Origin of the sequence: Pseudomonas sp. I8001, assembly GCF_013385345.1 — a bacterium.
Lineage (GTDB): Bacteria > Pseudomonadota > Gammaproteobacteria > Pseudomonadales > Pseudomonadaceae > Aquipseudomonas.
This window is the reverse complement of record NZ_JACAQC010000033.1, coordinates 205,857-229,795: the sequence shown is the minus strand read 5'-3', so window position 1 is coordinate 229,795 and position 23,939 is coordinate 205,857. Positions and strand designations below refer to the sequence as shown.

General features: G+C 61.2%; 21 protein-coding genes and 1 pseudogene. 8 read left to right on the top strand and 14 right to left on the bottom strand.

Features of this window, described 5'->3' with window-relative positions:
- Window positions 1-10 precede the first annotated feature (10 nt).
- Complete coding sequence (locus HX839_RS22800; protein ID WP_177067708.1) at window positions 11-1,816, top strand: Gldg family protein; 1,806 nt, start codon at window positions 11-13, stop codon at window positions 1,814-1,816.
- Window positions 1,817-1,820: 4 nt separating this feature from the next.
- On the opposite strand, the gene HX839_RS22795 is transcribed toward HX839_RS22800, so the two are convergent.
- The 3 genes from HX839_RS22795 to HX839_RS22785 all read right to left on the bottom strand — a co-directional run bounded on the left by HX839_RS22795 (window position 1,821) and on the right by HX839_RS22785 (window position 4,345).
- A complete protein-coding gene (locus HX839_RS22795; protein ID WP_003218736.1) occupies window positions 1,821-2,129 on the bottom strand; it encodes a hypothetical protein in 309 nt (102 codons plus the stop codon).
- Between the two features lie 255 nt (window positions 2,130-2,384).
- Window positions 2,385-2,819, bottom strand: coding sequence for a DoxX family protein (locus HX839_RS22790; protein ID WP_003218737.1), 435 nt, complete (start codon window positions 2,817-2,819; stop codon window positions 2,385-2,387).
- Window positions 2,820-2,923: 104 nt separating this feature from the next.
- Window positions 2,924-4,345 carry a transglycosylase SLT domain-containing protein gene (locus tag HX839_RS22785; protein ID WP_177067707.1) on the bottom strand — a complete coding sequence of 474 codons (1,422 nt, stop codon included), beginning with the start codon at window positions 4,343-4,345 and terminating at the stop codon, window positions 2,924-2,926.
- 238 nt (window positions 4,346-4,583) lie between these two features.
- On the opposite strand from HX839_RS22785, the gene HX839_RS22780 reads away from it, so the two are divergent.
- The 3 genes and pseudogenes from HX839_RS22780 to HX839_RS22770 form a co-directional block, all read left to right on the top strand.
- Window positions 4,584-5,390: a TatD family hydrolase gene (locus HX839_RS22780; RefSeq protein WP_177067706.1), complete on the top strand. Its 807-nt coding sequence runs from the start codon at window positions 4,584-4,586 to the stop codon at window positions 5,388-5,390.
- A 96-nt stretch (window positions 5,391-5,486) separates the two neighbouring features.
- Window positions 5,487-6,968: a methyl-accepting chemotaxis protein gene (locus HX839_RS22775; protein WP_003218740.1), complete on the top strand. Its 1,482-nt coding sequence runs from the start codon at window positions 5,487-5,489 to the stop codon at window positions 6,966-6,968.
- 108 nt (window positions 6,969-7,076) lie between these two features.
- Window positions 7,077-7,334 (top strand): annotated as a pseudogene (locus HX839_RS22770) (terminase); the annotation flags it as partial.
- 19 nt (window positions 7,335-7,353) lie between these two features.
- Here the strand turns inward: HX839_RS22770 and HX839_RS22765 are convergent.
- The 3 genes from HX839_RS22765 to HX839_RS22755 all read right to left on the bottom strand — a co-directional run bounded on the left by HX839_RS22765 (window position 7,354) and on the right by HX839_RS22755 (window position 9,376).
- A complete protein-coding gene (locus HX839_RS22765) occupies window positions 7,354-8,151 on the bottom strand; it encodes an acyl-CoA thioesterase II (RefSeq protein WP_008437738.1) in 798 nt (265 codons plus the stop codon).
- A gap of 101 nt (window positions 8,152-8,252) precedes the next feature.
- A complete protein-coding gene (locus HX839_RS22760) occupies window positions 8,253-9,017 on the bottom strand; it encodes a CHAD domain-containing protein (RefSeq protein WP_102368434.1) in 765 nt (254 codons plus the stop codon).
- Window positions 9,018-9,097: 80 nt separating this feature from the next.
- A complete protein-coding gene (locus HX839_RS22755) occupies window positions 9,098-9,376 on the bottom strand; it encodes a hypothetical protein (protein ID WP_003218744.1) in 279 nt (92 codons plus the stop codon).
- Window positions 9,377-9,593: 217 nt separating this feature from the next.
- Here HX839_RS22755 and HX839_RS22750 point away from each other — a divergent pair, with 217 nt between their 5' ends.
- A complete protein-coding gene (locus HX839_RS22750) occupies window positions 9,594-10,631 on the top strand; it encodes a patatin-like phospholipase family protein (RefSeq protein WP_008437733.1) in 1,038 nt (345 codons plus the stop codon).
- A 128-nt stretch (window positions 10,632-10,759) separates the two neighbouring features.
- Here the strand turns inward: HX839_RS22750 and HX839_RS22745 are convergent, their stop codons facing one another.
- From HX839_RS22745 to kdpF, 6 genes are all read right to left on the bottom strand, one after another.
- Window positions 10,760-11,455, bottom strand: coding sequence for a response regulator (locus tag HX839_RS22745; protein WP_003218747.1), 696 nt, complete (start codon window positions 11,453-11,455; stop codon window positions 10,760-10,762).
- Between the two features lie 37 nt (window positions 11,456-11,492).
- The gene (locus HX839_RS22740) at window positions 11,493-14,144 is read right to left on the bottom strand and encodes a sensor histidine kinase KdpD (RefSeq protein WP_008437729.1); all 2,652 of its coding nucleotides are present in this window, start codon (window positions 14,142-14,144) and stop codon (window positions 11,493-11,495) included.
- A gap of 143 nt (window positions 14,145-14,287) precedes the next feature.
- On the bottom strand, window positions 14,288-14,833 hold the full coding sequence (kdpC, locus tag HX839_RS22735; protein WP_087693688.1) for a potassium-transporting ATPase subunit KdpC: 546 nt from the start codon (window positions 14,831-14,833) through the stop codon (window positions 14,288-14,290).
- Window positions 14,834-14,900: 67 nt separating this feature from the next.
- Window positions 14,901-16,958 (bottom strand): potassium-transporting ATPase subunit KdpB, encoded by a 2,058-nt coding sequence (kdpB, locus tag HX839_RS22730; protein WP_177019481.1) that lies wholly within the window; start codon window positions 16,956-16,958, stop codon window positions 14,901-14,903.
- 12 nt (window positions 16,959-16,970) lie between these two features.
- Window positions 16,971-18,665 carry a potassium-transporting ATPase subunit KdpA gene (gene kdpA, locus HX839_RS22725; RefSeq protein WP_177019482.1) on the bottom strand — a complete coding sequence of 565 codons (1,695 nt, stop codon included), beginning with the start codon at window positions 18,663-18,665 and terminating at the stop codon, window positions 16,971-16,973.
- A gap of 9 nt (window positions 18,666-18,674) precedes the next feature.
- Window positions 18,675-18,764 carry a K(+)-transporting ATPase subunit F gene (kdpF, locus tag HX839_RS22720; protein ID WP_003218754.1) on the bottom strand — a complete coding sequence of 30 codons (90 nt, stop codon included), beginning with the start codon at window positions 18,762-18,764 and terminating at the stop codon, window positions 18,675-18,677.
- Window positions 18,765-19,108: 344 nt separating this feature from the next.
- Here kdpF and eat point away from each other — a divergent pair, with 344 nt between their 5' ends.
- The 3 genes from eat (at window position 19,109) to HX839_RS22705 (ending at window position 21,429) form a co-directional block, all read left to right on the top strand.
- Window positions 19,109-20,473, top strand: a complete 1,365-nt coding sequence (gene eat, locus HX839_RS22715; protein WP_003218757.1) for an ethanolamine permease — start codon at window positions 19,109-19,111, stop codon at window positions 20,471-20,473.
- Window positions 20,474-20,583: 110 nt separating this feature from the next.
- Window positions 20,584-20,751 carry a DUF2897 family protein gene (locus HX839_RS22710; RefSeq protein ID WP_008437727.1) on the top strand — a complete coding sequence of 56 codons (168 nt, stop codon included), beginning with the start codon at window positions 20,584-20,586 and terminating at the stop codon, window positions 20,749-20,751.
- A gap of 99 nt (window positions 20,752-20,850) precedes the next feature.
- On the top strand, window positions 20,851-21,429 hold the full coding sequence (locus HX839_RS22705; protein ID WP_177036265.1) for a TetR/AcrR family transcriptional regulator: 579 nt from the start codon (window positions 20,851-20,853) through the stop codon (window positions 21,427-21,429).
- Between the two features lie 28 nt (window positions 21,430-21,457).
- Here the strand turns inward: HX839_RS22705 and HX839_RS22700 are convergent, their stop codons facing one another.
- The gene (locus HX839_RS22700) at window positions 21,458-21,790 is read right to left on the bottom strand and encodes a ComEA family DNA-binding protein (protein WP_008437725.1); all 333 of its coding nucleotides are present in this window, start codon (window positions 21,788-21,790) and stop codon (window positions 21,458-21,460) included.
- 111 nt (window positions 21,791-21,901) lie between these two features.
- A complete protein-coding gene (locus tag HX839_RS22695) occupies window positions 21,902-23,896 on the bottom strand; it encodes a nucleoside-diphosphate sugar epimerase/dehydratase (RefSeq protein WP_177040071.1) in 1,995 nt (664 codons plus the stop codon).
- Window positions 23,897-23,939: the final 43 nt, after the last annotated feature.

The window sequence follows — 23,939 nt, the reverse complement described above, 5'->3', positions numbered from 1 at the left end:
ACACATCACGATGAAAACGCGACTAAGTGCCAGCCTCACAATTATCACGCTCCTGTTACTGTTTCTCGCTTTTAACCTGGTCTGGGCACTGAAACTTCCAAATCCACGGCTGGATTTTTCGGAACAGAACATCCATACACTTTCCGATCCTGTACAGACTATGCTCGGTTCACTGGAAAGACCGGTGGATCTGTACTTCTTCAATTCAAGCAACCGTGCACACAAAGCCAACGCCGTTGAAAGCTACGCTAAACGGGTAGAGCTGTTGCTCAAGGAATATGAAAAAGCGGCAAAGGGCAAAATCAACCTGCACCTCATCGACCCCACCCCTTTTTCTGAAGATGAATACAAAGCCAGGTTACTGGGACTTGACGAACAACACGGATTCTTCGGCCTGGTGGGTACCAGCGCGGGCCATGCGCCCCATAGCATCCCGTCATTCAGCCCGGACCGGGAGTCACTGCTGGAGTATGAAATCAGCCATTTGATTCATAAGGTGATCCACCCCGAGCAACCCATTGTGGGCGTGATCTCCCGGCTGCCAATAAACGGTGAGCGAGATGAACGCAACGGCGTTAATACGCCTCCCTGGCAGGTGTTGCAGGAGATCCGTCGCCAGTTCAACGTGGTGAGCCTGGAGCCGGGTATCGCGCAAATTCCTGAACACGTCAAAACCCTGATGGTGATTCATCCCGGCAACCTGCCTGACCAAACCCTCTACGCAATAGACCAGTTTGTATTGGGCGCAGGCAAGTTGATGATGTTTATCGACCCGCTTGTCGGGCTGGACACCAGCGTCACGGCCCCGGAAAACCCCAGGCTGGAGGCATTGCTGTCCGCCTGGGGCATCCAGATGCCCGCGAACAAGGTGATTGCCGATCGCGACTATGCCACTTCGGTGATCCTGACCACAGGCCAGCCGCCTGTGCGCCATCCCGCGGCACTGACCTTGCCCCGCCAGGCGATGGCACAGGATGACATCAGCGCCTGGAAACTTCACAACGTCAACGTCCTGAGCAGCGGCGCCCTGGCCCCTGCCAAGAGAAGCCGCATGACCTTCACCCCGTTGCTGCAAAGCTCCGCGCACGCCGCGCTGTTTGAGGCAGAGCGCTTCGCCCTGCCAGCGCAGCTCAATTCACTGATCAATGAAACAGCCACTCGCGCTCAACAACAGGTGATCGCCGCCCGCGTCGAAGGGCCCGCCTATTCCGCCTTTCCTGAAGGCATCAGTGGGCGTAATACCGGCTTGCAAAAGGCTGCGAACATCCATGTGGTCGTGGTCGCCGACACTGACCTGCTCAGCGATCGTGTGTCTGGAATGCTCCAGAAGCATCGCGCGGCGGGTAGCCCGTTGTCAGATAACGCGATGTTTGTATTGAACACCCTGGACAACCTGGCGGCGCCCGATGCACTGATGAACATTCGCCCCCGTGCAGGCGGTGCTCGATCACTGCAGGTGCTGCAGGCAATGCGCGAAGACGCGGCACTGGCCTACGGTGAGAAGTCCGCCGAACTGGCGCAACGCCTGGAACAAACGGAAAAGGAATGGCAACTGCTCAACCCCCCGACAATTTCCCCGGGCCCTCAGGCTGCAACCTCCAACACACTGCTGCAAGCGCTCAACAAGGAGCGGTTGCGAATCCCCATGGAAATTCACGCGCTGAAGGTCCAGTCATACGCCGAGGTTCACGCCCTGGAACGCAAAGTGAAGCTGCTCAATATCGTGCCTGTACCGCTGATACTGTGCCTGATTGCGGGGGGTATTTTCCTGCTGCGTCGCCGTCGTCGGCACCTGCCTTCAGCAGCATTCTACTGAGGGCTCAACGCCGGGCGATCAGCCCTTGCCGGGCAATGCGGGTCAGTTGGCGTATCACTTCGCCCGCGTCGCTGGCACTGGGCGCCTGAATGACGGCCAGGTCGAAGCTGTTGGACGCAAAGCGCGCAAGGGAGTCGCCGTCTTCGACAAACTGGATCAGAAAGGCCGAAGGCCGCCCCGTGCGGCGCGGCCAGCCATCCAGATAGCGCAGCAACGTCGGCTGATGCTTGCCGCCCAAGAGGATTTTAGGATTGCGTTGGGTCAGGTCCGCGGTGATCGGGGCCAGGCGTATGAGGGGGCGTAGTGCATTCATTGTGTCGTGTCTCTGCCTCAAAAGTCTGCGGGCAGGTGAGAGGCAACACCGAACCAGCGCTTTAGCGGAATTTCGAAGCTGGCCCATGGCTCTGGCTTCTGTCGGGACTGTGATCAGTCACCGGTGGCGCCCCGCAATTAGCTGTTTAAATCGGCGCATGGGCAACATCCTAGAGAAGCCTGTAGGGCGGTGTCAAGAATCCCGAGCAACGAAAAGGCCCGCACTGGGCGGGCCTTTTAAGGGGGGTTCGCGGTATCAGTGAGTGATGGCGCGGTCTGCGGACAATTTGCCCGCACCTTCCAACAACACGGCCAGCGTACCGCCCAGCAGCGCCAGGGCGAACTCGTAGCCGTTGTTGGCCATGAACAAACCGTTATGGATATGCACCGAGAAAATCGCCACCAGGGAAATGATCGACAGGCCGAGTGCCGCCGGCCGCGCCAGCAAGCCAATGATCAGCGCCAGCCCGGCGAAGAACTCGGTACCACCGGACAACACCGCCATCAGGGTACCTGGGGCCAGGCCGATACTTTCCATCCACTGGGCAGTGCCCGCCAGGCCGCCGCCGCCAAACCAGCCAAAGAGCTTTTGCGAACCGTGGGCGGCGAAGATGATCCCGACAAAAATCCGCAGGACAGTCAGGCCGTAGCCGGCGCGGGTGGAGAGGATGCGGGTGATCAATGGGCTCATGCTGATAATCCTTTTCAAGGTAGGGGTTGGGTTGGCCGCTATATTAATCAGTTTAAACAATGATAAAAGCCGATAAAGCGGCTCATAATTATCGAATTAATAGATTATTTACGTGAGGCAACCCGTGGCGCTGCCGGCTCCAACGACTCCCGCTCACGATCAAACGCCAGGTAATACTTGTTCACGCTATTAACATAGCTGACGCCGCTCATTCCCACCTGCTCCATGGCAATGCGCTCGACCTGGAAAAACCATTGGTTTGGGTTAAGCCCCCGCCGCCGCGCCTCGGCACGCATTCCCTGGACCCGCTCGGGCCCCATGTTGTAGGCCGCCAGCACAAACGCCATGCGCTCGCGCTCGTTGAGCTTGGGGCTTGAGAAGAACTTGCGCCGGATCATCGCCAGGTACCGCGCGCCCGCCTGCACATTGCTGTCCAGGCTTTCGATGTTGTTCACCCCGACCCGCTGCGCCGCCGATGGCGTGATCTGCATCAGCCCGGTGGGGCCGCCGCTGCTGCGAGCGCCAGGGTCCAGGGCAGACTCCTTGAACGCCAGCGCGGCCAGGTTCAGCCAGTCCATGCCCTGCTCGCGGGCATGCTTTTGCAGCACCGGGCGCAGTTTTTCCAGGCGCTGGCGGTCGACGCGAGCCAGTGGATAACGTACCTGGTAGAGGCGGCGGTAGATGCGCTGGAACGCCACATCCTGATCGGACGGCGTGCGGTAGGTCTTGAGGAAGCGATCAATACTGGCCCGCAGCATCGAGGCATCCTGGCGCACAAACCAATACTCTTCGCCCGGCTCGCTGATGGTCACTTGCCGGTCGAAACGCAGCTTGGGCAGGATCTTCGCCCAGCGTTCGGCAATCGGCCGCTCGACAATGGTCAGGTGGAAAATCCCGGCCTGTACCATCTCCAGCACGTCCTCTACCGCGAGGCTCGGATCCACCCATTCCACCTTCACCGGCGGCAATTTGTGCAGCGCCAGCTTCTGGTTGACCTGGCTGATCGCATCCGACGCGGCACTGCCCGTGGTCAAGGCCAGCGTGCGCCCGGACAGTTGCTCCAGCCGGGTAAACCGCCGCTCGCCCTTCAGCCCCACCAGCCTTAACGGCACGTCGCTGGCGATCGGGTCGCTGGTGGCAATCTTGTGGGCGGCCTTCACATCCAGCAATTCGCCGGGTGCCACCAGGTCGCCCTCGCCACGGGCCAATGCGCCAATCAGCTGATCCTTGGCCTTGGGAATAATCTTGAGGTTGATTTCCTCGCCGTCACGGGCGTGACCGTTGAGGTATTGCTCGAAAGCGCGCAGGCGATGGTATTCAACACCGATGGCCTGGCCCTGGACTTCGCCGGAACTGTTGCGGCTCTGGTTGACCAATACCCGCAAGGTGCGGCTGCTGCGGATTTCCGCAAGGTCGCGGACCTTGCCGGGCCGGGTCACTTCCAGCGGCCCGTCCAGACGCGCAACCGCCGCCGTGGGCAGCAGTAACGTCAGGCACAACACAAGCAACGCCGAGGGTCGGATCATCCGCTCTCCGGAAGAAAGAATACTGCCCATTGCTTCGCGAAAAACGAGGCGTTGGGGGACAGAAACAGAGCGCCATGAGCGCAGGCTTTGGGCGCAAGGGTGGCACGGCAGATGGCGACAAACCAAACACGGTGTTACTTGCGACTTTCAAAGACAGCTTTAACTCGTTGTAGTTCTTGGCTTTTCTTATAAATCTACAGCTCTGATATGCTTTCCGACCGCAGGCGGAGGTAGCACCATGCAACTCATTGATATCGGCGTCAACCTGACCAACCCAAGTTTCGACGAAAAGCACCAGGCCGTTCTCGACCGTGCCTACGCCGCCGGGGTGAGCCAATTGGTGCTCACCGGTACCAGTGTCGAAGGCAGCGAACAGGCCCTGGAGCTGTGCCAGCAACTGGACGAAAGTGGCCAACGCCTGTTCGCCACCGCCGGCATTCACCCCCACTCTGCCAGTGACTGGAACGCCGAAAGCGCCAGGCGCCTGCGCGGCCTGCTCAAGGAAAGTCGCGTGCGTGCGGTGGGTGAGTGCGGGCTGGATTTCAACCGGGATTTCTCACCGCGCCCCCAGCAGGAAAAAGTCCTCGAAGAACACCTGGCCCTGGCCGTGGAGTTGAAGCTCCCGGTATTCCTCCACGAACGTGACGCCAACCAGCGCCTGCTGGAAATCCTGCGGGACTACCGCGATCACCTGTCGGCCGCCGTGGTGCACTGCTTCACCGGCGAGCAGCGGGCGCTGTTCAGCTACCTCGACCTGGACCTGCATATCGGTATCACCGGCTGGATCTGTGACGAGCGCCGTGGGACGCACCTGCATCCGCTGGTCAGGGAAATCCCCCGGGGCCGCCTGATGCTGGAAAGCGACGCGCCCTACCTGCTGCCTCGCACCCTGCGGCCCAAGCCGAAAAACGGTCGCAACGAACCCGCCTATTTACCGGAAGTCCTACGGGAGGTCGCGTTGCACCGCGAAGAAACCGTGGAAGACCTGGCGCAACACAGCACCGCCTGTGCCCGCGCCTTTTTTGGATTGCCTGTGCCGGATTGACGCGGCGCATTGACCCATATCAAAACCCGGCATCCCGATAGCGGCACAATAATGGCACCTTGCCAATGCTGTTTCCGCTATCAGAGAAAACCTTCCATGGGTGCCTGGCTTAGCAACATCTCGCTGAAGTACAAATTCTGGGCCGTGAACGCGGTCGCCTTCATCACCACCCTGCTGCTGGTGTTGTACGCCGTGCAGCTCGAACAACAGGCCCGCAGCCAGGCCGCGCAGGCGTCGGCGCAAGCCCAGGGGCGCTTGCTCGGTGCCTGGCCCGCCGGCCAGCCACTGCCCAAGGGCGAGCACTGGCTGACGTTTGCCAGGGGCAAAGTCCCACAACTGGGCGACGAAGATCTGTCAGCCCTGGCCAACGCCAGTGGCTGGGTGGATTTCAATCACATGCCACTGCTCGGCGAAAACCCGCTGATGGGCGCCGAAGTAATCAGCCGTGCCGACGGTCAGCAGGTCGCCGTGCTGGCCTACGGGCCCAGCTTGAGCCAAGTGTTCGAAGAACGCTTCGCCAACTACGCCGTAGCGGTGATGATTCTGATGCTGGCCATGCTCGGCGCCTCACAGCTGCTGATCCGCTTTCTCCTCAGCCAGCTCAACACCTTGAAAGACGTGATGCTGCACGTCGAGAAAACCGGCGACCTCTCGGCCCGCGTCCCCCTGGCCTGCAAGGATGAAGTCGGGCAGATGGCCAGCGCGTTCAACGCGATGCAGGCGGGTTATCAACGGGTGGTCAACACGGTTGCGCGCACCGCCAGGCAACTGGACGACGGCGCCGCACGCCTGGCCAGCAGCATGAACGAGGTGCAGCACGGCATGCTCGGCCAGCAAAGCGAAACCGACCAGGCCGCCACGGCGATCAACGAGATGACCGCCACCGTCTACCACATCGCCCAGCACGCCGGCGCCACCCGCGACCTGTCCCAGACGGCCGACACTCTCGCCGGCAGCGGTCAGGAAGTGGTCAGCCGGGTACAGCGCTCGATTGCCGGGCTGTCCACCGGCGTGCAGCAGACCGCCGAAATGATCCAGAAGCTGGCCGAGGACAGCCAGAAAATCAATGGCGTGGTCGGGGTGATTCACAGCATCGCCGAACAGACCAACCTGCTGGCCCTCAACGCCGCCATCGAAGCCGCCCGCGCCGGCGAAATGGGCCGGGGTTTTGCCGTGGTCGCCGACGAAGTGCGCAACCTGGCCAAGCGGGTGCAAAGCTCCACCGATGAAATCACCCGCATGGTGTCCGCCCTGCAAGCCGGCACCCGGGACGCGGTGGATTTCATGCAGGAAAGCTCGTTCAAGGCCGACGACTGTGTGCAACAGGCTCAAGAAGCCGGGATTGCCCTCGCCGAGATCACCGGCGCGGTGGCGCAGATGCGCGAGAGCAACACGCAGATTGCCGTGGCTGCCGAGCAGCAAAGCCATGTGGCCGAGGAAATGAACCGAGCGGTGGTGAGCATTCGGGACGTCACCGAAAACACCGTGCAGCAGACAGTAGACTCGGCGACCACCAGCAATGAGCTGGCAACCCTGGCCGGGGAACTGAGCAAGGCCATCGGCCAGTTGCGGCTTTAACCCCTGAAGGGATGGCTATGGCCCCCATAGCCATCCTTGATTCGCGGCCCCACCCTGCCCGACCTAAACTCTGCTCAAGATGTTTCAACGGACAGAGGAATCACGATCATGGGCAAACGTCATCCGAATATCCCCGCCTGGCAATGGCGCACCCACCCGCAAAATCACCAGCACGGGACCAATCAAGTGTTGCAGCTGATTGCGCTGCCACTCCTGGTCATCGGTTTTCTGTTGATGGCATCGGGCGTGTTCAGCGAGAACCTGGCGAGTGCCGCCATCGGTATCGTCGGCATTCTGGCAGCCCTTGGATTGCAGCATCACGGTCGCCGCCTGGAGGCACGCGGCAGCGACGCCTCCGGCGATCAACACTTGCTGGTCTGAGGACTCAGGCGAACACCACCACCGACTGGCGGCTGATAGCGATCAACTGGCCGTCGGGGCTCCACAACTGCGCAGCCGCATGGCCATAGCCATCGCGGGCGTGCTCGATGTGGACCAGGTATTGGCACCAGTCCAGGGTGCTCAGGTTTTGCAGCGGTTGGACAAACTCGATGGTCCAGGTCAGGGTGCTGCCGGCCGCCGGTTGTTTCAGGTGCGGCAACACCGACGGTGGCCACGCATCCACCAGCGCGAGGATGTGCGCTTCGGTCAGCGGCTCTTCCTTTACATCGCCACGCAAGCGCACCCAGCCGCCCATCTCCCGGGATGTATTGCCGGTGAACGGCAGGCCACCGACGCTCCAGCGCATCGCCAGGTGGCGCATGAACTCCGGCGTCACGCCTTTGATGTAGGGCAACTCCTGGCATTCATCCCAATGCTTGAAGGTGGGCGCCGGTTCGGCGGCGACGTCAATCTGCGAAGGCCGTGATGCGCCAAAACTGGCCTGCACTAGGGTCATCGTTTCACCGTTCTGCACCACACGTCCCAGCACTTGGCTGACGGCCTTGCCTTCGCGCAACACTTCGACCTCGTAGCGGGCCGGCACATCCGGCGCCACCGGCCCCACAAAGGTGATCGCCAGTGAGCGCAACGGGCGATCCGCCGGGACTTTCGCCCGCAAGGCCTCGTACTCCAACGCCGCAACCAGCCCGCCAAAGCTGGCGCGGCCCTGGGCCCATTCGGCCGGGATCGAAACGTCCAACGGGTGGCTGCGGGCAGCGTCGAGCAAATCACTAAAGCGCATGGCGGTCTCAACTTGAAAAAGGAGTTGAGGGATCTTAACCAGCCGGCCTACACCACGCAGCGCCTATTCCGGCCAAAATCCCGGACAGATAGGTCGCAGGGTCAAGCGAAGCAGTCGGCGTTCAACTTATCCAAAACCCGATCCGCCTGCCCTTCCGCCTCGGCCATGGTGCGGTGCCAACCAGGCACGCACGGCTGCAAATCGGGCTCGTGCCCGGCTTGCGCCAGCCATTGCCAGCAATCGTGCCAATCACCCAGGGCGCCCTGGGCCGCCTTGAGACGCGATATGGCTTTGGGCGGTAGCTTGTTCAGCTCGGGATAAGCCTCGGCCGCATAACGCACGCGCTTGATCAACAGGCGCAGGCGATGACGGTCGTGGTTGGGGTCGTGCAGCGCTTCGCCGAGCTTCTTCCATTGCTTGGCCAGGCGTTTTTCAATGCGCGTGCGCAGGCCCTTGAGCAATTTCTGCCGTTGGGAGGCGCGGATAAAGCGGGGGAATGCTTCGAGGATCAACAGCAGTTGCGCCAGATCAGGCCCTTGTGCAACCGAGCGGTAGGTGGCCGGCTGCTGCCGGATACGCCGCTCGGCCGCCTCATGATGGCCGTGTTGGTGGAGGTACGCCGCCAGCACTTCGCGGTCGCGAAATGGCGTGGTCAGTTGGCCGACGGCACTGGCGGCCGCCTCGAGCTGCTCGACACCGGGCAACCCGCGCAATGGCCGCAACAGGCTGCGCAAGCGCCGCACCGTGGTGCGCAGATCATGCAGGGCCTCGTCGTCCGTGACGGCGGCGAGGCGCGCCTGGCAGCTCAGTAACCCAACTTCCAGGCCGATGACCTGAGCGACTAGCTGATCGACCAAGGCTGACATCCTTTCCTCCTCAATGATTAAACCTTCGGGCTTGAGGCCGCCGACGCAACCTCGTTGCACTCGACAACTGCTACGCGGGGTTAGCGCCCTGCGCGCGACTCACGAATATAGAAGCGGGCTTTCTCGGCCTTGGTCGAGCAGCCTTCGAAGGCTTCGAACTGCTGCTGGGTCTTGGCGCCAGTCAACAACGACAGAGCCTTGGAGTAACTCACGGTGCCGGCGAAACCTTCGGCCTTGGCCAGGTCCAGCTCGTGCCACGCAGCATCCAGTTGCGTGCCGCAGCTGTCGCGATAAGCGGTTTTCCCGGCACAACCGGCCAGGGCCAACACGATCACAGGCACACACATCCAGGCTTTCATCAAATGACACCTCAAGAAAAGAAAAAACAGTCACAGGTGTAGACGTTGCCTACACCGAAAAGTGCCTTATCCGACTGCCTGAATCCGCAGTCCCGATTGCCAGAGCATACCCGAGCGTGGTGGCCCGCTCGCGAAAATAATCGGTTGTGACAGTGATGATTGAAGCGCGCCCCTCGATGGGTGCATTGTGGTCACCTGTTTTGCGAAGGATCAGGTCATGAAGAAACGTGTTGCATTGGTGCTGGGCTCCGGCGGCGCCCGGGGCTACGCCCATATCGGCGTGATCGAGGAAATCGAAAAACGCGGCTATGACATCGCCTGCATCGCCGGCTGTTCCATGGGTGCGGTGGTGGGTGGGATCTATGCTGCGGGTAAGCTGGACGAGTACCGAAACTGGATCGAAAGCCTCGACTACCTGGACGTACTGCGCCTGGTAGACGTGAGCTTTCGCCTGGGGGCGATTCGTGGCGAGAAGGTGTTCGGGCAGATCCGCAAGATCGTCGGCGAGATCAATATCGAAGACCTGCGCATTCCCTACACCGCCGTGGCCACGGACCTGACCAACCAGCAGGAAATCTGGTTCCAGGAAGGCTGCCTGCACCAGGCCATGCGGGCCTCGGCGGCGATTCCCAGCCTGTTCACCCCGGTGATGCAGGGCAATCGCATGCTGGTGGACGGCGGCTTGCTGAACCCTCTGCCGATCGTGCCGGTGGTGTCGAGCCACTGCGACCTGATCATTGCGGTCAACCTCAACTCCACCAACCAGAAGCACTACAAGCTTCCGGTGATCCAGCGTCCGCCGGCGTTCAGGAGCCGCTTCGACAACCTGGTGCGTTCACTGGGTTCGCACTTGCCGTTTCGGCGCAAGCAGGCCGAGCAGTTATTGATGCTGGAACAGGAAGCGCTGCTGGCCCAGGCTGCCGATATCAACCCGTGGCTGGACTCTGCCGAACCCGAGGCGCAACAACCGGCGGCGGCACCGGAAAAGGCCGGGGCGCCAAAGTCGGCGACCGGCTCGTTCATCATCGATAACGTGGGGCCTGCATCGCTGCTGGATTTGATCAACCAGAGCTTTGAGGTGATGCAGACGTCATTGGCGCAGTACAAGATCGCCGGGTATCCGCCGGATATTCTGATCAACGTGCCGAAGCGCGTGTGCCGGTTTTTCGAGTTTTACAAAGCGCCGGAGTTGATCGCGCTGGGGCGGGAGATCGCGAGCGATACGCTGGATCGTTACGAGAGCGAGCAACACTGAGGTTTGATAAGCAGGGCTTGTGTGGCGAGGGAGCTTGCTCCCGCTGGAGTGCGAAGCGCTCCCAGGATTCTGGGGCTGCTGCGCAGCCCAGCGGGAGCAAGCTCCCTCGCCACAGGTGAGCTAACGCTTCAGGCTTCGGTGTTCAATAGCCGATACCCAACACCGGCCTCAGTCACGATAAACCGTGGTTGGGTCGGATCATCCGCCAGTTTCTGGCGCAGATGCCCCACCACAATCCGCAGGTAATGGCTGTCTTCGGTATGGGTCGGGCCCCAGATATCCTTGAGCAGTTGCTGCTGGGTGATCACCCGCCCGGGATGCCGCGCCAGTTGCGCCAGCACCGCGTATTCCTTGCGGGTCAGCGCCACTTCGACACCGTCCAGCAGCACCCGCCGATAAGCCAGGTCTACCGTCAGCGGGCCAAAACGTAGTGCCGCTTCCTGGGCCTCCCCCGCCGGCGCCTGGCGCAACAACGCCCGCACCCGTGCAAGAAACTCCTGGATGCCAAATGGCTTGGTCACATAGTCATTCGCGCCGTTGTCCAGCGCCTCGACTTTTTGCACTTCACTGGCTCGCACCGACAACACCAGTACCGGTACCGTGGACCACTCACGAAACTCGCGCAGCACCTGCTGGCCGTCCATGTCCGGCAGGCCGAGGTCAAGCACCAGCAGGTCCGGTTTACTCAAGGCGGCCTGCGCCAGGCCTTCGTTGCCGGTGCCGGCCTCGATCACTTTGTAGCCCTGGGAGGCCAGGCTGATACGCAAGAACTTGCGGATCTGCGGTTCGTCGTCAATGACCAAAATCGTCGCAGTCTGGCTCATGGTGTCCAATCAAAATCCGTGAAGAAAAGAGGGTAGCTCAAGGTTCGCTTTCCAGGCCAGGCTGGGCCTGCAATGGCAAGAATAACGTGATGCAGGTGCCCCGGCCGTCAATGCCGTCGGCCACGCTGATATGCCCGCCGTGGGCGCCGACCATGCCCTGGCAGATCGCCAGGCCGAGCCCGGTGCCCTGCCCGCCGCGATCCCCCCTGGCGGCGGTGTAGAACATATCGAAAATTTTCGCCCGCTCCTCCTCGGGAATCCCCGGTCCCTCATCGGCAACAGCAAAAAACAACTGGTTATCCTGCACGCCCGCGCTGAGTTTCAGCCGGCCTTGTGGCGGCGAGAAGCGTGCGGCATTTTCCAGTACGTTGACCAGTGCCTGCTCGATCAACGCGGCATGCACGTAGAGCAGCGGCAGCTCGGGCGGCACGTCGGTGATCACCTGCAGCGGCGCCAATACCGCACGCAAGCGGCCCAGGGAGCTGCCGACGATATCGCCGGGTGACACCCAGTCCCGCGCCAGCTTCAGCGCGCCGTGGCCCAGACGAGTCATGTCCAGCAGGTTCTGGATGTAGCGATCCAGGCGCTCAGCCTCATCGCGAGTGCCTTCCAGCAGCTCCCGGCGATCTTCCAGGGGAATCGCCTCGCCGAGGGCCAGCAGGCTGTCGATGCTGCCACGCATGGAGGTCAGCGGTGTGCGCAAATCGTGAGACACCGAAGCCAGCAAGGCGCTGCGCAATTGCTCGGTTTCGCCGTGCAGGCGCGCGGCTTCCAGCTCCTGGCCGAGTTGTGCACGGGCCAGGGCTTGAGCCAATGGCTGGCTCAAGGCCGTGAGCAGGCGACGGCGCTGGCCGCTCAGTTCAAGCCCGGCCTTCGGGCTGACCCCCAGCAGACCCAACGGGCCTTCTTCGCTGGACAACGGCCACCACCACCAGCGCCCGAACGGCAAGGTGCCGGTGCCCATGCCGGCCGGCTGATCGTGCTGCCAGGCCCAGTCGGCGGCGGCGCGTTCGGCTTCGGTAAAGGTGATCGGGCCACCGGTCTCGACCTTCCAGTCGCCCTGCCCGTCGCGGTTGAGCAGGCACAATTGCAGGTCGCTCCAGCCTTCCAGATGATGCGCGGCGGCACTGATCACTGCCTGGCGATCGGTGGCGGCGGTGAGTTTGCGGGACAGGTCGAGCAGCTCGGTGGTTTCTTCCTGGGTATCGCGCAGCGCCTGCAACTGCCGGCGCTGGCGTGCAGCGAGATTACCGGTGAGCGCCGCCATCAGCAGGAAGAACAACAGCGTCAGCACGTCTTCTTCACGCTGGATCGCGAACGAGAAATTCGGCGGGATGAACAGGAAGTCGTAGCTCAGGAATGACAGCGCCGCACACGCCAACGCCGGCCCCAGGCTACTGCGCACCGCCACCAGCAATACGGCGGCGAGGAACACCAGCGAGATATTCGGCAACGGCAAGGCACTGGCGACACCCCATGCGACTGCGGCCGCGATCACGGTCGCCACCACCGCCAGGGCATAGTCAAACCACACCAGCCCACGCACATCCGGCAGGCGCGGAGGGGCCGGCACTTCGTCGCTGTCGAGGACGTTGATTTCCAGGCCCCGTGCATTGCGCAGCAGGCGTGCCGCCAAGCCGCCACCAAACAGATTGCGCCGCCAGCGCGGCCGGGACTGCCCCACCAGAATCAAGCTGGCGCGACGCTCGGCGGCGTGCTGGATCAGGGTCTTGGCCACCTCCCCCGCTCGCAGCAACACCACTTCACCGCCAAGACGCTCGGCCAGTTGCTGGGCGTTTTGCAGACGCAGGCGCGATTGTTCATCGCGCACCCGGCCGTTATCCACATGCACCAGGCTCCACGGCAAATGCCGACGCTGGGCTACGCGGCTGGCATGACGCACCAGGCGTTCGGCCTGGGCATCGCCGTCCACGCCCACCAGCAAGCGGCCACGCACAGCCGGTGCGGCCTGGCCCAATTGGCGATAACCCTGGGCCAGGTCATCGTCGACATGGGCCGCCGCGGTTTGCATCGCCAGCTCGCGCAGGGCCATGAGGTTGGTCTGGGTGAAGAAGGCATCGATGGCAGCACGGGCCTGTTCCGGCACGTACACCTTGCCGTCCCGCAGGCGCTCCAGCAGTTCCCGGGATGGCAGGTCGATCAGCAGCAGTTCATCGGCTTCCTGCAAGACCCAGTCGGGCAAGGTCTCGCGCACTTGCACGCCGGTAATGCCGCGCACCTGGTCGTTGAGGCTTTCCAGGTGCTGGACGTTGACCGTGGTGAAGACGTTGATGCCCGCCGAGAGCAATTCCTGAATGTCTTGCCAGCGTTTTTCGTGGCGGCTGCCGGGGGCGTTGCTGTGGGCCAGTTCGTCCACCAGCACCAGTTTGGGCTTGGCGGCGAGCAGGCCGTCGAGGTCCATTTCCTCCAGCATCACGCCGCGGTATTCGGAACGCAGCAGCGGCTGTTGTGGCAAGCCGCTGAGCAAGGCTTCGGTCTCGGCGCGACCGTGGGTTTCCACTACGCCGGCGATCAGCCGCACACCCTGGCGCAGTTGGGTGTGGGCAGCCTGGAGCATGGCGTAGGTCTTGCCCACGCCCGGGGCGGCGCCGAGGAAGACTTTGAGCCGGCCACGGCCGTCCCGGGGCAGATCGGCTAACAGGGCATCGGCGCGGCCGGAGTCGCTCATGCGGGCGGTCTTCCTTCAGGTGTTGATGTGGGTTTCTTGAGTCCGCCTTCGCGAGCAAGCCCGCTCCCACATTTGACCGCATTCCAAAGGTGAAACTCAGTCGAATGTGGGAGCGGGCTTGCTCGCGAAAGCGGCACCACGGCTTACAGTTTTTCCAAGGCCATGTTCAACGCCAGCACGTTCACCACCGGCGGCCCCACCAGCGGGCTTTCGATGTGCTCGTCCATCAAGCGCTGCAGGGTCGCCACCGGCAGATTACGTGCGGCCGCTACCCGGGCCAGTTGATAGGCAATTGCCTGCGGTGGCAAGTGTGGATCAAGACCGCTGCCGGAGGTAGTCAGCAATGCCATCGGCACCGGTCCCTGGTCTGGCACCAGCATTTTCCTGGCATCGTCAAATACACGAGTGGCCAGTGCGGGGTTGCTTGGGCCGAGGTTGCTGGCGCTGCTGGAAACCGTAGCAAACGCACCGGCAGATGGCCGTGGGTGGAACCAGCCGTCACCGGTGAAATCCTGGGCAATCAGGCTCGAACCGCGAACCTTGCCGCTGGCATCGTGCACCAGGCTGCCGTTGGCCTGGTCAGGGAACGCGACTTGCGCCACACCGGTGACAACCAGGGGATAGGCCACGCCGGTGATCAGGCTCATCAACACCAGCAGGCTCAGGGCCGGGCGGATAATGTTGGACATTTCAAATTCCTCAATTCGGTTATTGCAACCTGCAGGCACCGGTTTGCCGGTACCTGCGGGCATCGAGTCAAACCAGGTGCAGCGCGGTCAACAGCATGTCGATCGCCTTGATGCCCACGAACGGCACCACGATCCCGCCCAGGCCGTAGATCAGCAGGTTGCGACGCAGCAATGCCGCCGCACTCGCCGCCTGTACGCGCACACCGCGCAGCGCCAGGGGGATCAGCACCACGATGATCAGCGCGTTGAACACGATGGCCGAGAGGATCGCGCTCTGCGGGCTTTGCAGGTGCATCACGTTGAGCACACCCAGTTGCGGGTAGATCGAGGCGAACAGCGCCGGCAGGATCGCGAAGTACTTGGCCACGTCGTTGGCGATGGAAAAGGTGGTCAGCGCACCACGGGTCACCAGCAATTCCTTGCCGATCTGCACCACGTCCAGCAGCTTGGTCGGGTCGCTGTCGAGGTCGACCATGTTGGCCGCTTCACGGGCGGCTTGCGTGCCGTCGTTCATTGCCATGCCGACGTCAGCCTGGGCCAGCGCCGGGGCGTCGTTGGCGCCATCGCCGCACATCGCAACCAGGCGACCATCGTTCTGTTCGTGACGAATGCGCGCGAGTTTTTTCTCTGGGGTGGCTTCGGCGAGCACGTCATCCACACCGGCTTCAGCAGCAATCGCGGCGGCGGTCAGCGGGTTGTCGCCAGTCACCATCACGGTGCGAATCCCCAGCTTGCGCAGCTCGGCAAACCGTTCGCGGATGCCGGGCTTGACCACGTCCTTGAGGTGAATCGCGCCGAGCAACTTGCCGTCGGCACACACCAGCAATGGCGTGCCGCCGCTCTGGGCGATCTTGTCGATTTCCCGCGACAGCGCCGGTTGCAGGTCGCGGCGTTGCAGGCCAATGAACGCCAGCAGCGAATCCACGGCACCCTTACGGAACACACGGCCCTGGTAGTCGACGCCGGACAGGCGGGTTTCCGCGCTGAACGGTACCGAGGTCAGCTCATCCGTCGACGGCTCGGCTTGCGGGTGCTGGCCGCGCAGGTATTCGACGATGGACTTACCTTCGGCCGTGTCGTCCGCCAGGGATGCCAGCAGCGCGCCCTCGGCCAGTTCCTTGCCGCTGACACCCGGCGCGGCGATCACGTTGGTGCAACGACGGTTACCGAAGGTGATGGTGCCGGTCTTGTCCAGCAACAGCACGTGCACGTCCCCCGCCGCTTCCACTGCGCGACCGGACTTGGCGATCACGTTGAGGCGCACCAGGCGGTCCATGCCGGCAATACCGATGGCCGACAACAGGCCGCCGATGGTGGTCGGAATCAGCGTCACCAGCAGCGCCACCAGAAACACCAGCGGCAGGTTGCCATTGGCGAAGTGGGCGAACGGCTGCAGGGTCACCACCACCAGCAGGAAGATCAGCGTCAGTCCGATCAGCAGGATGTCCAGCGCGATTTCGTTGGGGGTTTTCTGGCGCTTGGCGCCTTCCACCAGGGCGATCATGCGGTCCAGGGTCGACTCGCCCGGGTTGGCGGTGATGCGAATCATCAACCAGTCCGAGACCAGGCGGGTGTTGCCGGTGACGGCCGAGCGGTCGCCGCCGGATTCACGGATAACCGGGGCCGATTCACCGGTGATGGCCGCTTCGTTGACCGCGGCAATCCCTTCGATGACTTCGCCGTCACCCGGGATCATTTCCCCGGCGACCACGCGTACCACATCACCTTTGCGCAGGCTGGTGGCCGGCACGACCTTGAAGCTGCCGTCGGCTTCCTTGCGGCGGGCGCTGAGGCCCTCGCTGCCGGCCTTGAGGCTGTCGGCGCGGGCCTTGCCGCGGCCTTCAGCCAAGGCTTCGGCGAAGTTGGCAAACAGCACGGTGAACCACAGCCAAACGGCGATTTGCACGGCGACGTAGGTCGGTACGGCAACATCCGGCACGAAGCACAGGATGGTGGTGAGGATCGCGGTCAGCTCGACCACCAGCATCACCGGCGAGCGTTGCAGCTGGCGCGGGTCCAGCTTGACGAACGCCTGGACCAGCGCCGGGCGCCACAGGGCCGACATTGCGGTTTTGGCCGGCTCCTGGGTTTTCACCGGAGCCGCGTTTTTTGCAGGCATATTCATTTTCATATCCCCTTAGAAGCCCATGCTCAGATGTTCAGCGATAGGCCCAAGTGCCAGCGTCGGCAGGAAGGTCAGGCCGCCCACCAGCAAAATGGTCACGGTCAACAGGGTCACGAACAGCGGGCCGTGGGTCGGGAAGCTGTTCTGGCCAATCGGTGCGGTCTTCTTCATCGCCAGGCTGCCGGCCAGGGCCAGTACCGGGAGGATGTAACCGAAGCGACCGAGCAACATCGACAGGCTCAACATCAGGTTGTGGAACGCGGTGTTGGCACTGAAGCCGCCGAACGCCGAACCGTTGTTGGCACTGGCCGAGGTGTAGGCGTACAGCAACTGGCTGAAACCGTGGGGGCCAGGGTTACTGATGGCGCCGGCCGGGCCAGGCAAACTGGCAGCGATGGCGCCCAGTACGAGGGTGCCGACCGGCATCACCAGCAAGGTCACGACCAGCAACTGCACTTCCTTGGCCTGGAGTTTCTTGCCGAGGTATTCCGGTGTACGGCCAATCATCAAACCGGCGAGGAACACCGCAATCAACACGTTGAGCAACATGCCGTACATGCCGGCGCCGACGCCGCCGAAGATCACTTCGCCGACCATCATGTTGACCAGCGACACCATCCCGCTCAGGGGGTTGAGGCTGTCTTGCATACCGTTGACCGAACCGTTGGACGCGGCGGTGGTCGCCACCGACCACAACACGGTGCCAGTGGTGCCGAAGCGCGCTTCTTTACCTTCCTGCGGCGCGGCCTGTTCAACCGCCGGGTTGTTCAGCGCCGGGTTGGGCTGGTATTCGGCCCACATGGCGGTTGCGCCGCCGATGATGAACAAGGCCAGCATGCAACCGAGGATCGCCCGGCTCTGACGCAGGTCTTTCACGTAGTGGCCAAAGGTGAACACCAGCGCCACCGGAATCAGGATGATCGCGCCCAGTTCAAACAGGTTGGCCCAGGCAGTCGGGTCTTCGAACGGATGCGCCGAGTTGACGCCGAAGAAGCCACCACCGTTGGTGCCCAGTTGCTTGATCGCAATCTGGCTGGCAGCCGGGCCCAGTGGGATGACCTGGTCAACGCCCTGCATGGTGACCGCGTTCACATAGTGAGCGAAAGTTTGTGGCACGCCCTGCCAGACCAGGAACAACGCGAACACCAGGCACATCGGCAACAGGCCGTAGAGAGTGGCGCGGGTCATGTCGACCCAGAAATTGCCCAGGGTCTTGGTGGACTTGCGACCGATGCCACGGCACAACGCGACCAGTACGGCGAGGCCGGTGGCGGCACTGACGAAGTTCTGCACGGTGAGGCCGACCATCTGACTGAGGTAGCTCAGGGACGCTTCACCGCTGTAGTTCTGCCAGTTGGTGTTGGTCATGAAACTGATGGCGGTGTTGAACGCCAGGGTCCATTCCTGACCCGGCAATTTCTGCGGGTTCAGCGGCAGGTATTCCTGGAACAGCAGGATCGCGAACAGCAGCACGAAACCGGCAAGGTTGAACGCCAGCAACGCCAGCGCGTATTTCTGCCAGCTCTGTTCCTGGTCCGCATCGACACCCGAAAGGCGATAGCACACGCGCTCGACCGGGCCGAACACCGGCGTGAGCCAGGTTCGCTGCCCTTCCATTACCTTGTAGTAAAACCGCCCCAGGGCCGGTGCCGGAATCAGCACCAAGGCAAAGAAGGCGATGATCAGCCAATAGTCATAACTGTGCATAGCCTGCTCCTAGTTCCGATCCGCGCGTAACAGCGCAACCAGCAGATAAATGAACAGCGCCACAGCCAACAGCAGTGACACCCCGTCCAGAACGCTCATGGAAGTTTCTCCGTCGTGCGGCGACTGCCGCGTGTAGGAGGATTGTCCGCAGGAGTGGCGTAAAGGAACGAGAGCGACGGTATGGGTGGGGCGTAAAGACGGCGTAAAGAGTGGGTTTATGCGGGGTTTACGGGGGGTATGCACTTCAAATGTGGGAGCCGGGCTTGCCCGCGATAGCGTCAGACCAGACACCAACGCCCTTATCTGGTGCAGCGCTTGAAATGATTCAAACGCCAAACCGTTCCCTCGGCGACAGTTCGGCGCCTTTACGACACGGCTTTGGTTAATGGCATGTCCGCTGCAATGCCCTGAAACATTCCAAACCGTTCAGGGAGCGCTACACGATGAACACACAACTCAAACCCACCTTGGGCACTCTGCATTTGTGGGGCATCGCAGTCGGGCTGGTGATTTCCGGAGAGTATTTCGGCTGGAGTTATGGCTGGGGCGTGGCGGGAACATTGGGCTTCCTGGTGACCTCGTTAATGGTCGCCGCCATGTACACCTGCTTTATATTCAGTTTCACCGAGCTGACCACCGCGATTCCTCACGCTGGCGGCCCGTTTGCCTACAGCCGCCGGGCGTTTGGCGAGAAAGGTGGCTTGATTGCCGGGCTGGCGACGCTGATCGAGTTCGTCTTCGCCCCGCCCGCGATCGCCCTGGCCATCGGCGCGTACCTGAACGTGCAGTTTCCGGCCCTCGATCCGAAACATGCGGCCGTCGGCGCCTACATTGTGTTCATGGGCCTGAACATCCTCGGGGTGAAGCTCGCCGCCACCTTTGAATTGGTGGTCTGCGTGCTTGCCGTGGCCGAGTTGCTGGTGTTCATGGGCGTGGTCGCTCCCGCCTTCAGCTTCAGCAACTTCGCCCTCAACGGCTGGGCCGGCTCCGACACCTTCGGCGCACCGGCGATCGCCGGAATGTTTGCGGCCATACCCTTTGCCATCTGGTTCTTCCTCGCCATCGAAGGCGCCGCCATGGCGGCCGAAGAGGCGAAAGATCCCAAGCGCACTATTCCAAAGGCCTACATCAGCGGCATCCTCACCCTGGTGATTCTGGCCATGGGCGTGATGTTCTTTGCCGGTGGCGTGGGTGACTGGCGCACCCTGTCGAACATCAACGACCCGCTGCCCCAGGCGATGAAAACCGTGGTCGGCGACAGCTCGGGCTGGCTGCACATGCTGGTGTGGATCGGCCTGTTCGGCCTGGTGGCCAGCTTCCACGGGATCATCCTGGGTTACTCCCGCCAATTCTTCGCCCTGGCGCGCGCGGGCTACCTGCCCTCCTTCCTCGCCAAACTGTCGCGCTTCCAGACGCCGCACCGGGCAATCATCGCCGGCGGCATCGTCGGCATCGCCGCCATCTACAGCGACGGGCTGATCAACCTGGGCGGCATGACCCTGACCGCCGCGATGATCACCATGGCGGTGTTCGGTGCCATCGTCATGTACATCATGAGCATGCTCAGCCTGTTCAAACTGCGCAAGACCGAGCCACTGCTGGAGCGGACCTTCCGCGCCCCGGGCTATCCAATCGTGCCGGGGATTGCGCTGGTACTGGCCGTGGTCTGCCTGGTGGCCATGGCGTGGTTCAACGCGCTGATCGGGCTGATCTTCCTGGGCTTCATGGTGGTGGGTTTTGTGTACTTCCAACTGACCGCGCAAGACCGCGCCGATGCACCGGCGGACGCTATGTTGACCGGGCTGTAAGGCTACCGGGGCAGAACGGGCCTACAATGAACTACTAAGAAAGCCCGTTACTCAAAGCAGTCATTACCGTGGGAAATTTCCCCACGGTTTGCTGCCTCAAGGAGAGCCCTATGCCGTGGTATGCCTGGTTGATTTTAGTGGTCGCGATCGGTTCGATCGTCGGTGGTTTGTTGATGCTGCGAGACAGCGCCAACAAGGTTGAATTGACTGATGAACAACGTAAGCGCGTGGCAGAACGCAATGCCCAGGCGGACGCCAAGGATGCGCAGGATCGTTGAGGCTGAAGCGGCTCCCCGTTGAGCCGCACAATTTTGTAAACACCCGCGTATGCCCCGCCAAGCTTGGTTAATATGGCCTGATGTTTCGGAGGCCTTCCCATGCGCTATTCACAAGACCACAAAGCCCAAACCCACCGGCGCATCATCAAGGAGGCCTCGGTACGCTTTCGCCGTGACGGCATTGGTGCGACCGGCCTGCAGCCGCTGATGAAGTCGCTGAACCTGACGCATGGCGGGTTTTACGCGCACTTCAGGTCAAAGGACGAGTTGGTGGAAAAGGCGTTGCAAGAGGCCGCAGCTCAACTGGATGAACATTGCAAAAAGCTGTTCAGCCAACAGCGACCGTTGGAGGCGTTCATTGATAGTTACCTGTCGCAATGGCATCAGACATCACCCCATGAGGGGTGCCCGCTGCCCACGATGTCTTCCGAGCTGGGGTTGCGCGGGCAGAACAGCAGGACGACGGATGAGGTGCTTAACGCCCGGCTCAAGCAGGTCGAAGCCGCCCTCGAGAGCCCGAATGCCCGCGAACAGGGCCTTGTGCTGATGTCGACGCTGGTGGGAGCGTTGGTGTTGGCAAGAAGTGTGGAGAGCGCCGAATTGGCCACGCGGATTCTTGATGTGGTGCGGGGGAGCTTGAAAGCGGGGTTCTGCGGCCAGAAGAAAGCCGGTCAATGACCGGCCTCCTCGCCTGCTTTTCAGATGTTCAATTGACCTCAAGCCTGTCGCGGTTCTTCTCCAGCAATGCCTTGCCGATACCTTTTACTTCCAGCAACTCATCTATCGCAGTGAAGGGCCCGTTGGTTTCGCGGTAAGCGACGATGGCCTTGGCTTTGGCTGCGCCAATGCCGAAGAGGTCCCGGCGCAGGGTTTCGGCGTCTGCGGAGTTGAGGCTGACCTTGGTGGTGTGGTCGACCTTGGTCATTTGTGTGGAAATGGAGGTTGGCGTTTCGGGTTTGGTGGAAGGTGCGGCAGTAGTGGCTAGGGAGAGGCTGGCAAGAAAGGCAAAGACAAAGGATGAGAAATAAGCTTTACGCATAGGTGACACTCCATGACATCGATAAGGGAAAAGCAGCTTTTCCGAAGCTGCTTTTCAAACTTAGGCGATGTTTGGGGAGAGTCAAAAATGGGTGAGTTACAGGGTGTGAGCTCAGGGCTCAAGACGACGCTGCTGGTAGATCCAGTCGACGATTTCACCGTCCGGGGAATAGCCGCTGACCGTTTCGCGCAGCAGCTGACGCACACGCGTGTAGTCATCCTGTTCAACGGCGCTGAGCAGCTCCGTTAAACGGGCCTTCAACACCTCCCAGGGCAAGTAGTCTTCATTGGCACTCATAATCATCGGGTGCGGCGTCGTGACTACGTTGTCGCCGATCAACAGCTCCTCATAAAGTTTTTCGCCGGGACGCAGCCCCGTAAACTCAATGGAGATGTCACCTTGAAGATTTTTATCAGAGCGAATACTCAAGCCGGAAAGGTGCACCATCTTCTCGGCCAGCTCGACGATTTTCACCGGCTCGCCCATATCCAGAACAAATACGTCACCGCCCAGCCCCATGGAGCCCGCCTGGATAACCAATTGGGCGGCTTCAGGGATGCTCATGAAATACCGGGTAATCTTGGGGTGCGTAACCGTCAGCGGGCCACCGGATTTGATTTGCTTGTGGAACAACGGGATCACTGATCCTGATGAGCCCAGCACATTGCCGAACCGCACCATGGTAAAGCGGGTCTTGTTCACACGGGAAACATTCGAAGTCTCACCGAATAGCACCGGAGCAATTTCACTGCTGAGCGCCTGCAGTGTCATTTCTGCGAGACGCTTGGTGCTTCCCATTACATTGGTGGGACGCACCGCCTTATCAGTAGAAATCAGCACGAAGTTCGCCACATTGGCGCGTAAAGAGGCTTGCGCGGCGCTCAGTGTGCCCATCACATTATTCAGCACGCCTTCAGCAATATTATGCTCGACCATCGGTACATGCTTGTAAGCCGCCGCATGGTAGACCGTGTTCACGCGCCAGGTTTTCATGACGTCAAAGAGCTTTTCCTGATTGCGCACAGAACCCAGGATTGGCAATAACTTAACTGAAAGCGACTCACGCACGATTCGCTGCTCAAGCTCTTGCAGGATGCTGTAGAGATTGAACTCGCTATGCTCATACAACAGCAGTGTCGTGGGTTGCAGCGTGAGAATCTGCCGGCAAAGCTCAGACCCGATTGAACCGCCCGCCCCGGTTATAAGAACCGACTGCTCCTTGATGCAATGTTCAAGCAGCTCGTCCTGAGGAGGGACAGAGTCACGGCCCAACAAGTCAGCAATATCAACTTCCTGGATATCATCGACTTTCACTCGCCCGCTGGCCAAATCCATAAAACCGGGCACGCTTTGCACATGGAGTGCGAACCCCTCCAGGAAGGTCAATATCTCCCGGCGGCGCCCACGATTGGCAGACGGAATGGCGAGAAGAATCTGCTGGGCACCGGTGACGTCAACCATCTGCTGGATATGCTTTGGCTTATAGACATGCAAGCCTGAAATCACACGATCGGCAATGCTGCTGTCATCATCAATAAAGGCGACAGGACGCAACAGCCTCCCCATGCGCAATGCAGCAACCAATTGATTACCGGCTGCCCCCGCACCATAGATGGCCACCTTCGGCAGTCCATCATCTCGATTGGTAAAAGGAACATGTTGCGCAGCCGCGAACCAATCTCCCAGGAAATACTGGCGCATCGCGAGGCGTAGCCCCCCGATCATGACCATGCTCAACCACCAGTAATTGAAGATGACCGAGCGTGGAACAAACAACTGATGGTTGCCGCTCCAGTAAACAACCAGCGCGAGAATCAACGATGACAGGCTGACGGCCTTGATAATTGCGATCAGCGCATCGTTTCCAAAATAGCGCATGACTGCACGGTACATACCAAACCGTACAAACAGCGGAATAGCGATGACCGTGGCGCTCAGGAATAGCCATAGGTATTCAGTGAAAGGATTGATCAGCTCATCAATCCCCAAACGAACGACAAAGGCCATCCAAAGGGCAAACCAGACAAGAAAAACGTCGGTCACTACCTGGAAGGCACGTTTCTGCCGCCGCGTTAAACCCAGTAATAAGGTTCTCAACTTATCCATAACGCCTTGAAACACCTCTGTTACTCCTAAAGTACATCCGCCA

Excerpts from the sequence above, each read along its gene's own strand:
- HX839_RS22800 (WP_177067708.1), top strand. The coding sequence starts at position 11 with ATGAAAACGCGACTAAGTGCCAGCCTCACAATTATCACGCTCCTGTTA.
- HX839_RS22795 (WP_003218736.1), bottom strand. The coding sequence starts at position 2,129 with ATGAATGCACTACGCCCCCTCATACGCCTGGCCCCGATCACCGCGGAC.
- HX839_RS22790 (WP_003218737.1), bottom strand. The coding sequence starts at position 2,819 with ATGAGCCCATTGATCACCCGCATCCTCTCCACCCGCGCCGGCTACGGC.
- HX839_RS22785 (WP_177067707.1), bottom strand. The coding sequence starts at position 4,345 with ATGATCCGACCCTCGGCGTTGCTTGTGTTGTGCCTGACGTTACTGCTG.
- HX839_RS22780 (WP_177067706.1), top strand. The coding sequence starts at position 4,584 with ATGCAACTCATTGATATCGGCGTCAACCTGACCAACCCAAGTTTCGAC.
- HX839_RS22775 (WP_003218740.1), top strand. The coding sequence starts at position 5,487 with ATGGGTGCCTGGCTTAGCAACATCTCGCTGAAGTACAAATTCTGGGCC.
- HX839_RS22765 (WP_008437738.1), bottom strand. The coding sequence starts at position 8,151 with ATGCGCTTTAGTGATTTGCTCGACGCTGCCCGCAGCCACCCGTTGGAC.
- HX839_RS22760 (WP_102368434.1), bottom strand. The coding sequence starts at position 9,017 with ATGTCAGCCTTGGTCGATCAGCTAGTCGCTCAGGTCATCGGCCTGGAA.
- HX839_RS22755 (WP_003218744.1), bottom strand. The coding sequence starts at position 9,376 with ATGAAAGCCTGGATGTGTGTGCCTGTGATCGTGTTGGCCCTGGCCGGT.
- HX839_RS22750 (WP_008437733.1), top strand. The coding sequence starts at position 9,594 with ATGAAGAAACGTGTTGCATTGGTGCTGGGCTCCGGCGGCGCCCGGGGC.
- HX839_RS22745 (WP_003218747.1), bottom strand. The coding sequence starts at position 11,455 with ATGAGCCAGACTGCGACGATTTTGGTCATTGACGACGAACCGCAGATC.
- HX839_RS22740 (WP_008437729.1), bottom strand. The coding sequence starts at position 14,144 with ATGAGCGACTCCGGCCGCGCCGATGCCCTGTTAGCCGATCTGCCCCGG.
- kdpC (WP_087693688.1), bottom strand. The coding sequence starts at position 14,833 with ATGTCCAACATTATCCGCCCGGCCCTGAGCCTGCTGGTGTTGATGAGC.
- kdpB (WP_177019481.1), bottom strand. The coding sequence starts at position 16,958 with ATGAATATGCCTGCAAAAAACGCGGCTCCGGTGAAAACCCAGGAGCCG.
- kdpA (WP_177019482.1), bottom strand. The coding sequence starts at position 18,665 with ATGCACAGTTATGACTATTGGCTGATCATCGCCTTCTTTGCCTTGGTG.
- kdpF (WP_003218754.1), bottom strand. The coding sequence starts at position 18,764 with ATGAGCGTTCTGGACGGGGTGTCACTGCTGTTGGCTGTGGCGCTGTTC.
- eat (WP_003218757.1), top strand. The coding sequence starts at position 19,109 with ATGAACACACAACTCAAACCCACCTTGGGCACTCTGCATTTGTGGGGC.
- HX839_RS22710 (WP_008437727.1), top strand. The coding sequence starts at position 20,584 with ATGCCGTGGTATGCCTGGTTGATTTTAGTGGTCGCGATCGGTTCGATC.
- HX839_RS22705 (WP_177036265.1), top strand. The coding sequence starts at position 20,851 with ATGCGCTATTCACAAGACCACAAAGCCCAAACCCACCGGCGCATCATC.
- HX839_RS22700 (WP_008437725.1), bottom strand. The coding sequence starts at position 21,790 with ATGCGTAAAGCTTATTTCTCATCCTTTGTCTTTGCCTTTCTTGCCAGC.
- HX839_RS22695 (WP_177040071.1), bottom strand. The coding sequence starts at position 23,896 with ATGGATAAGTTGAGAACCTTATTACTGGGTTTAACGCGGCGGCAGAAA.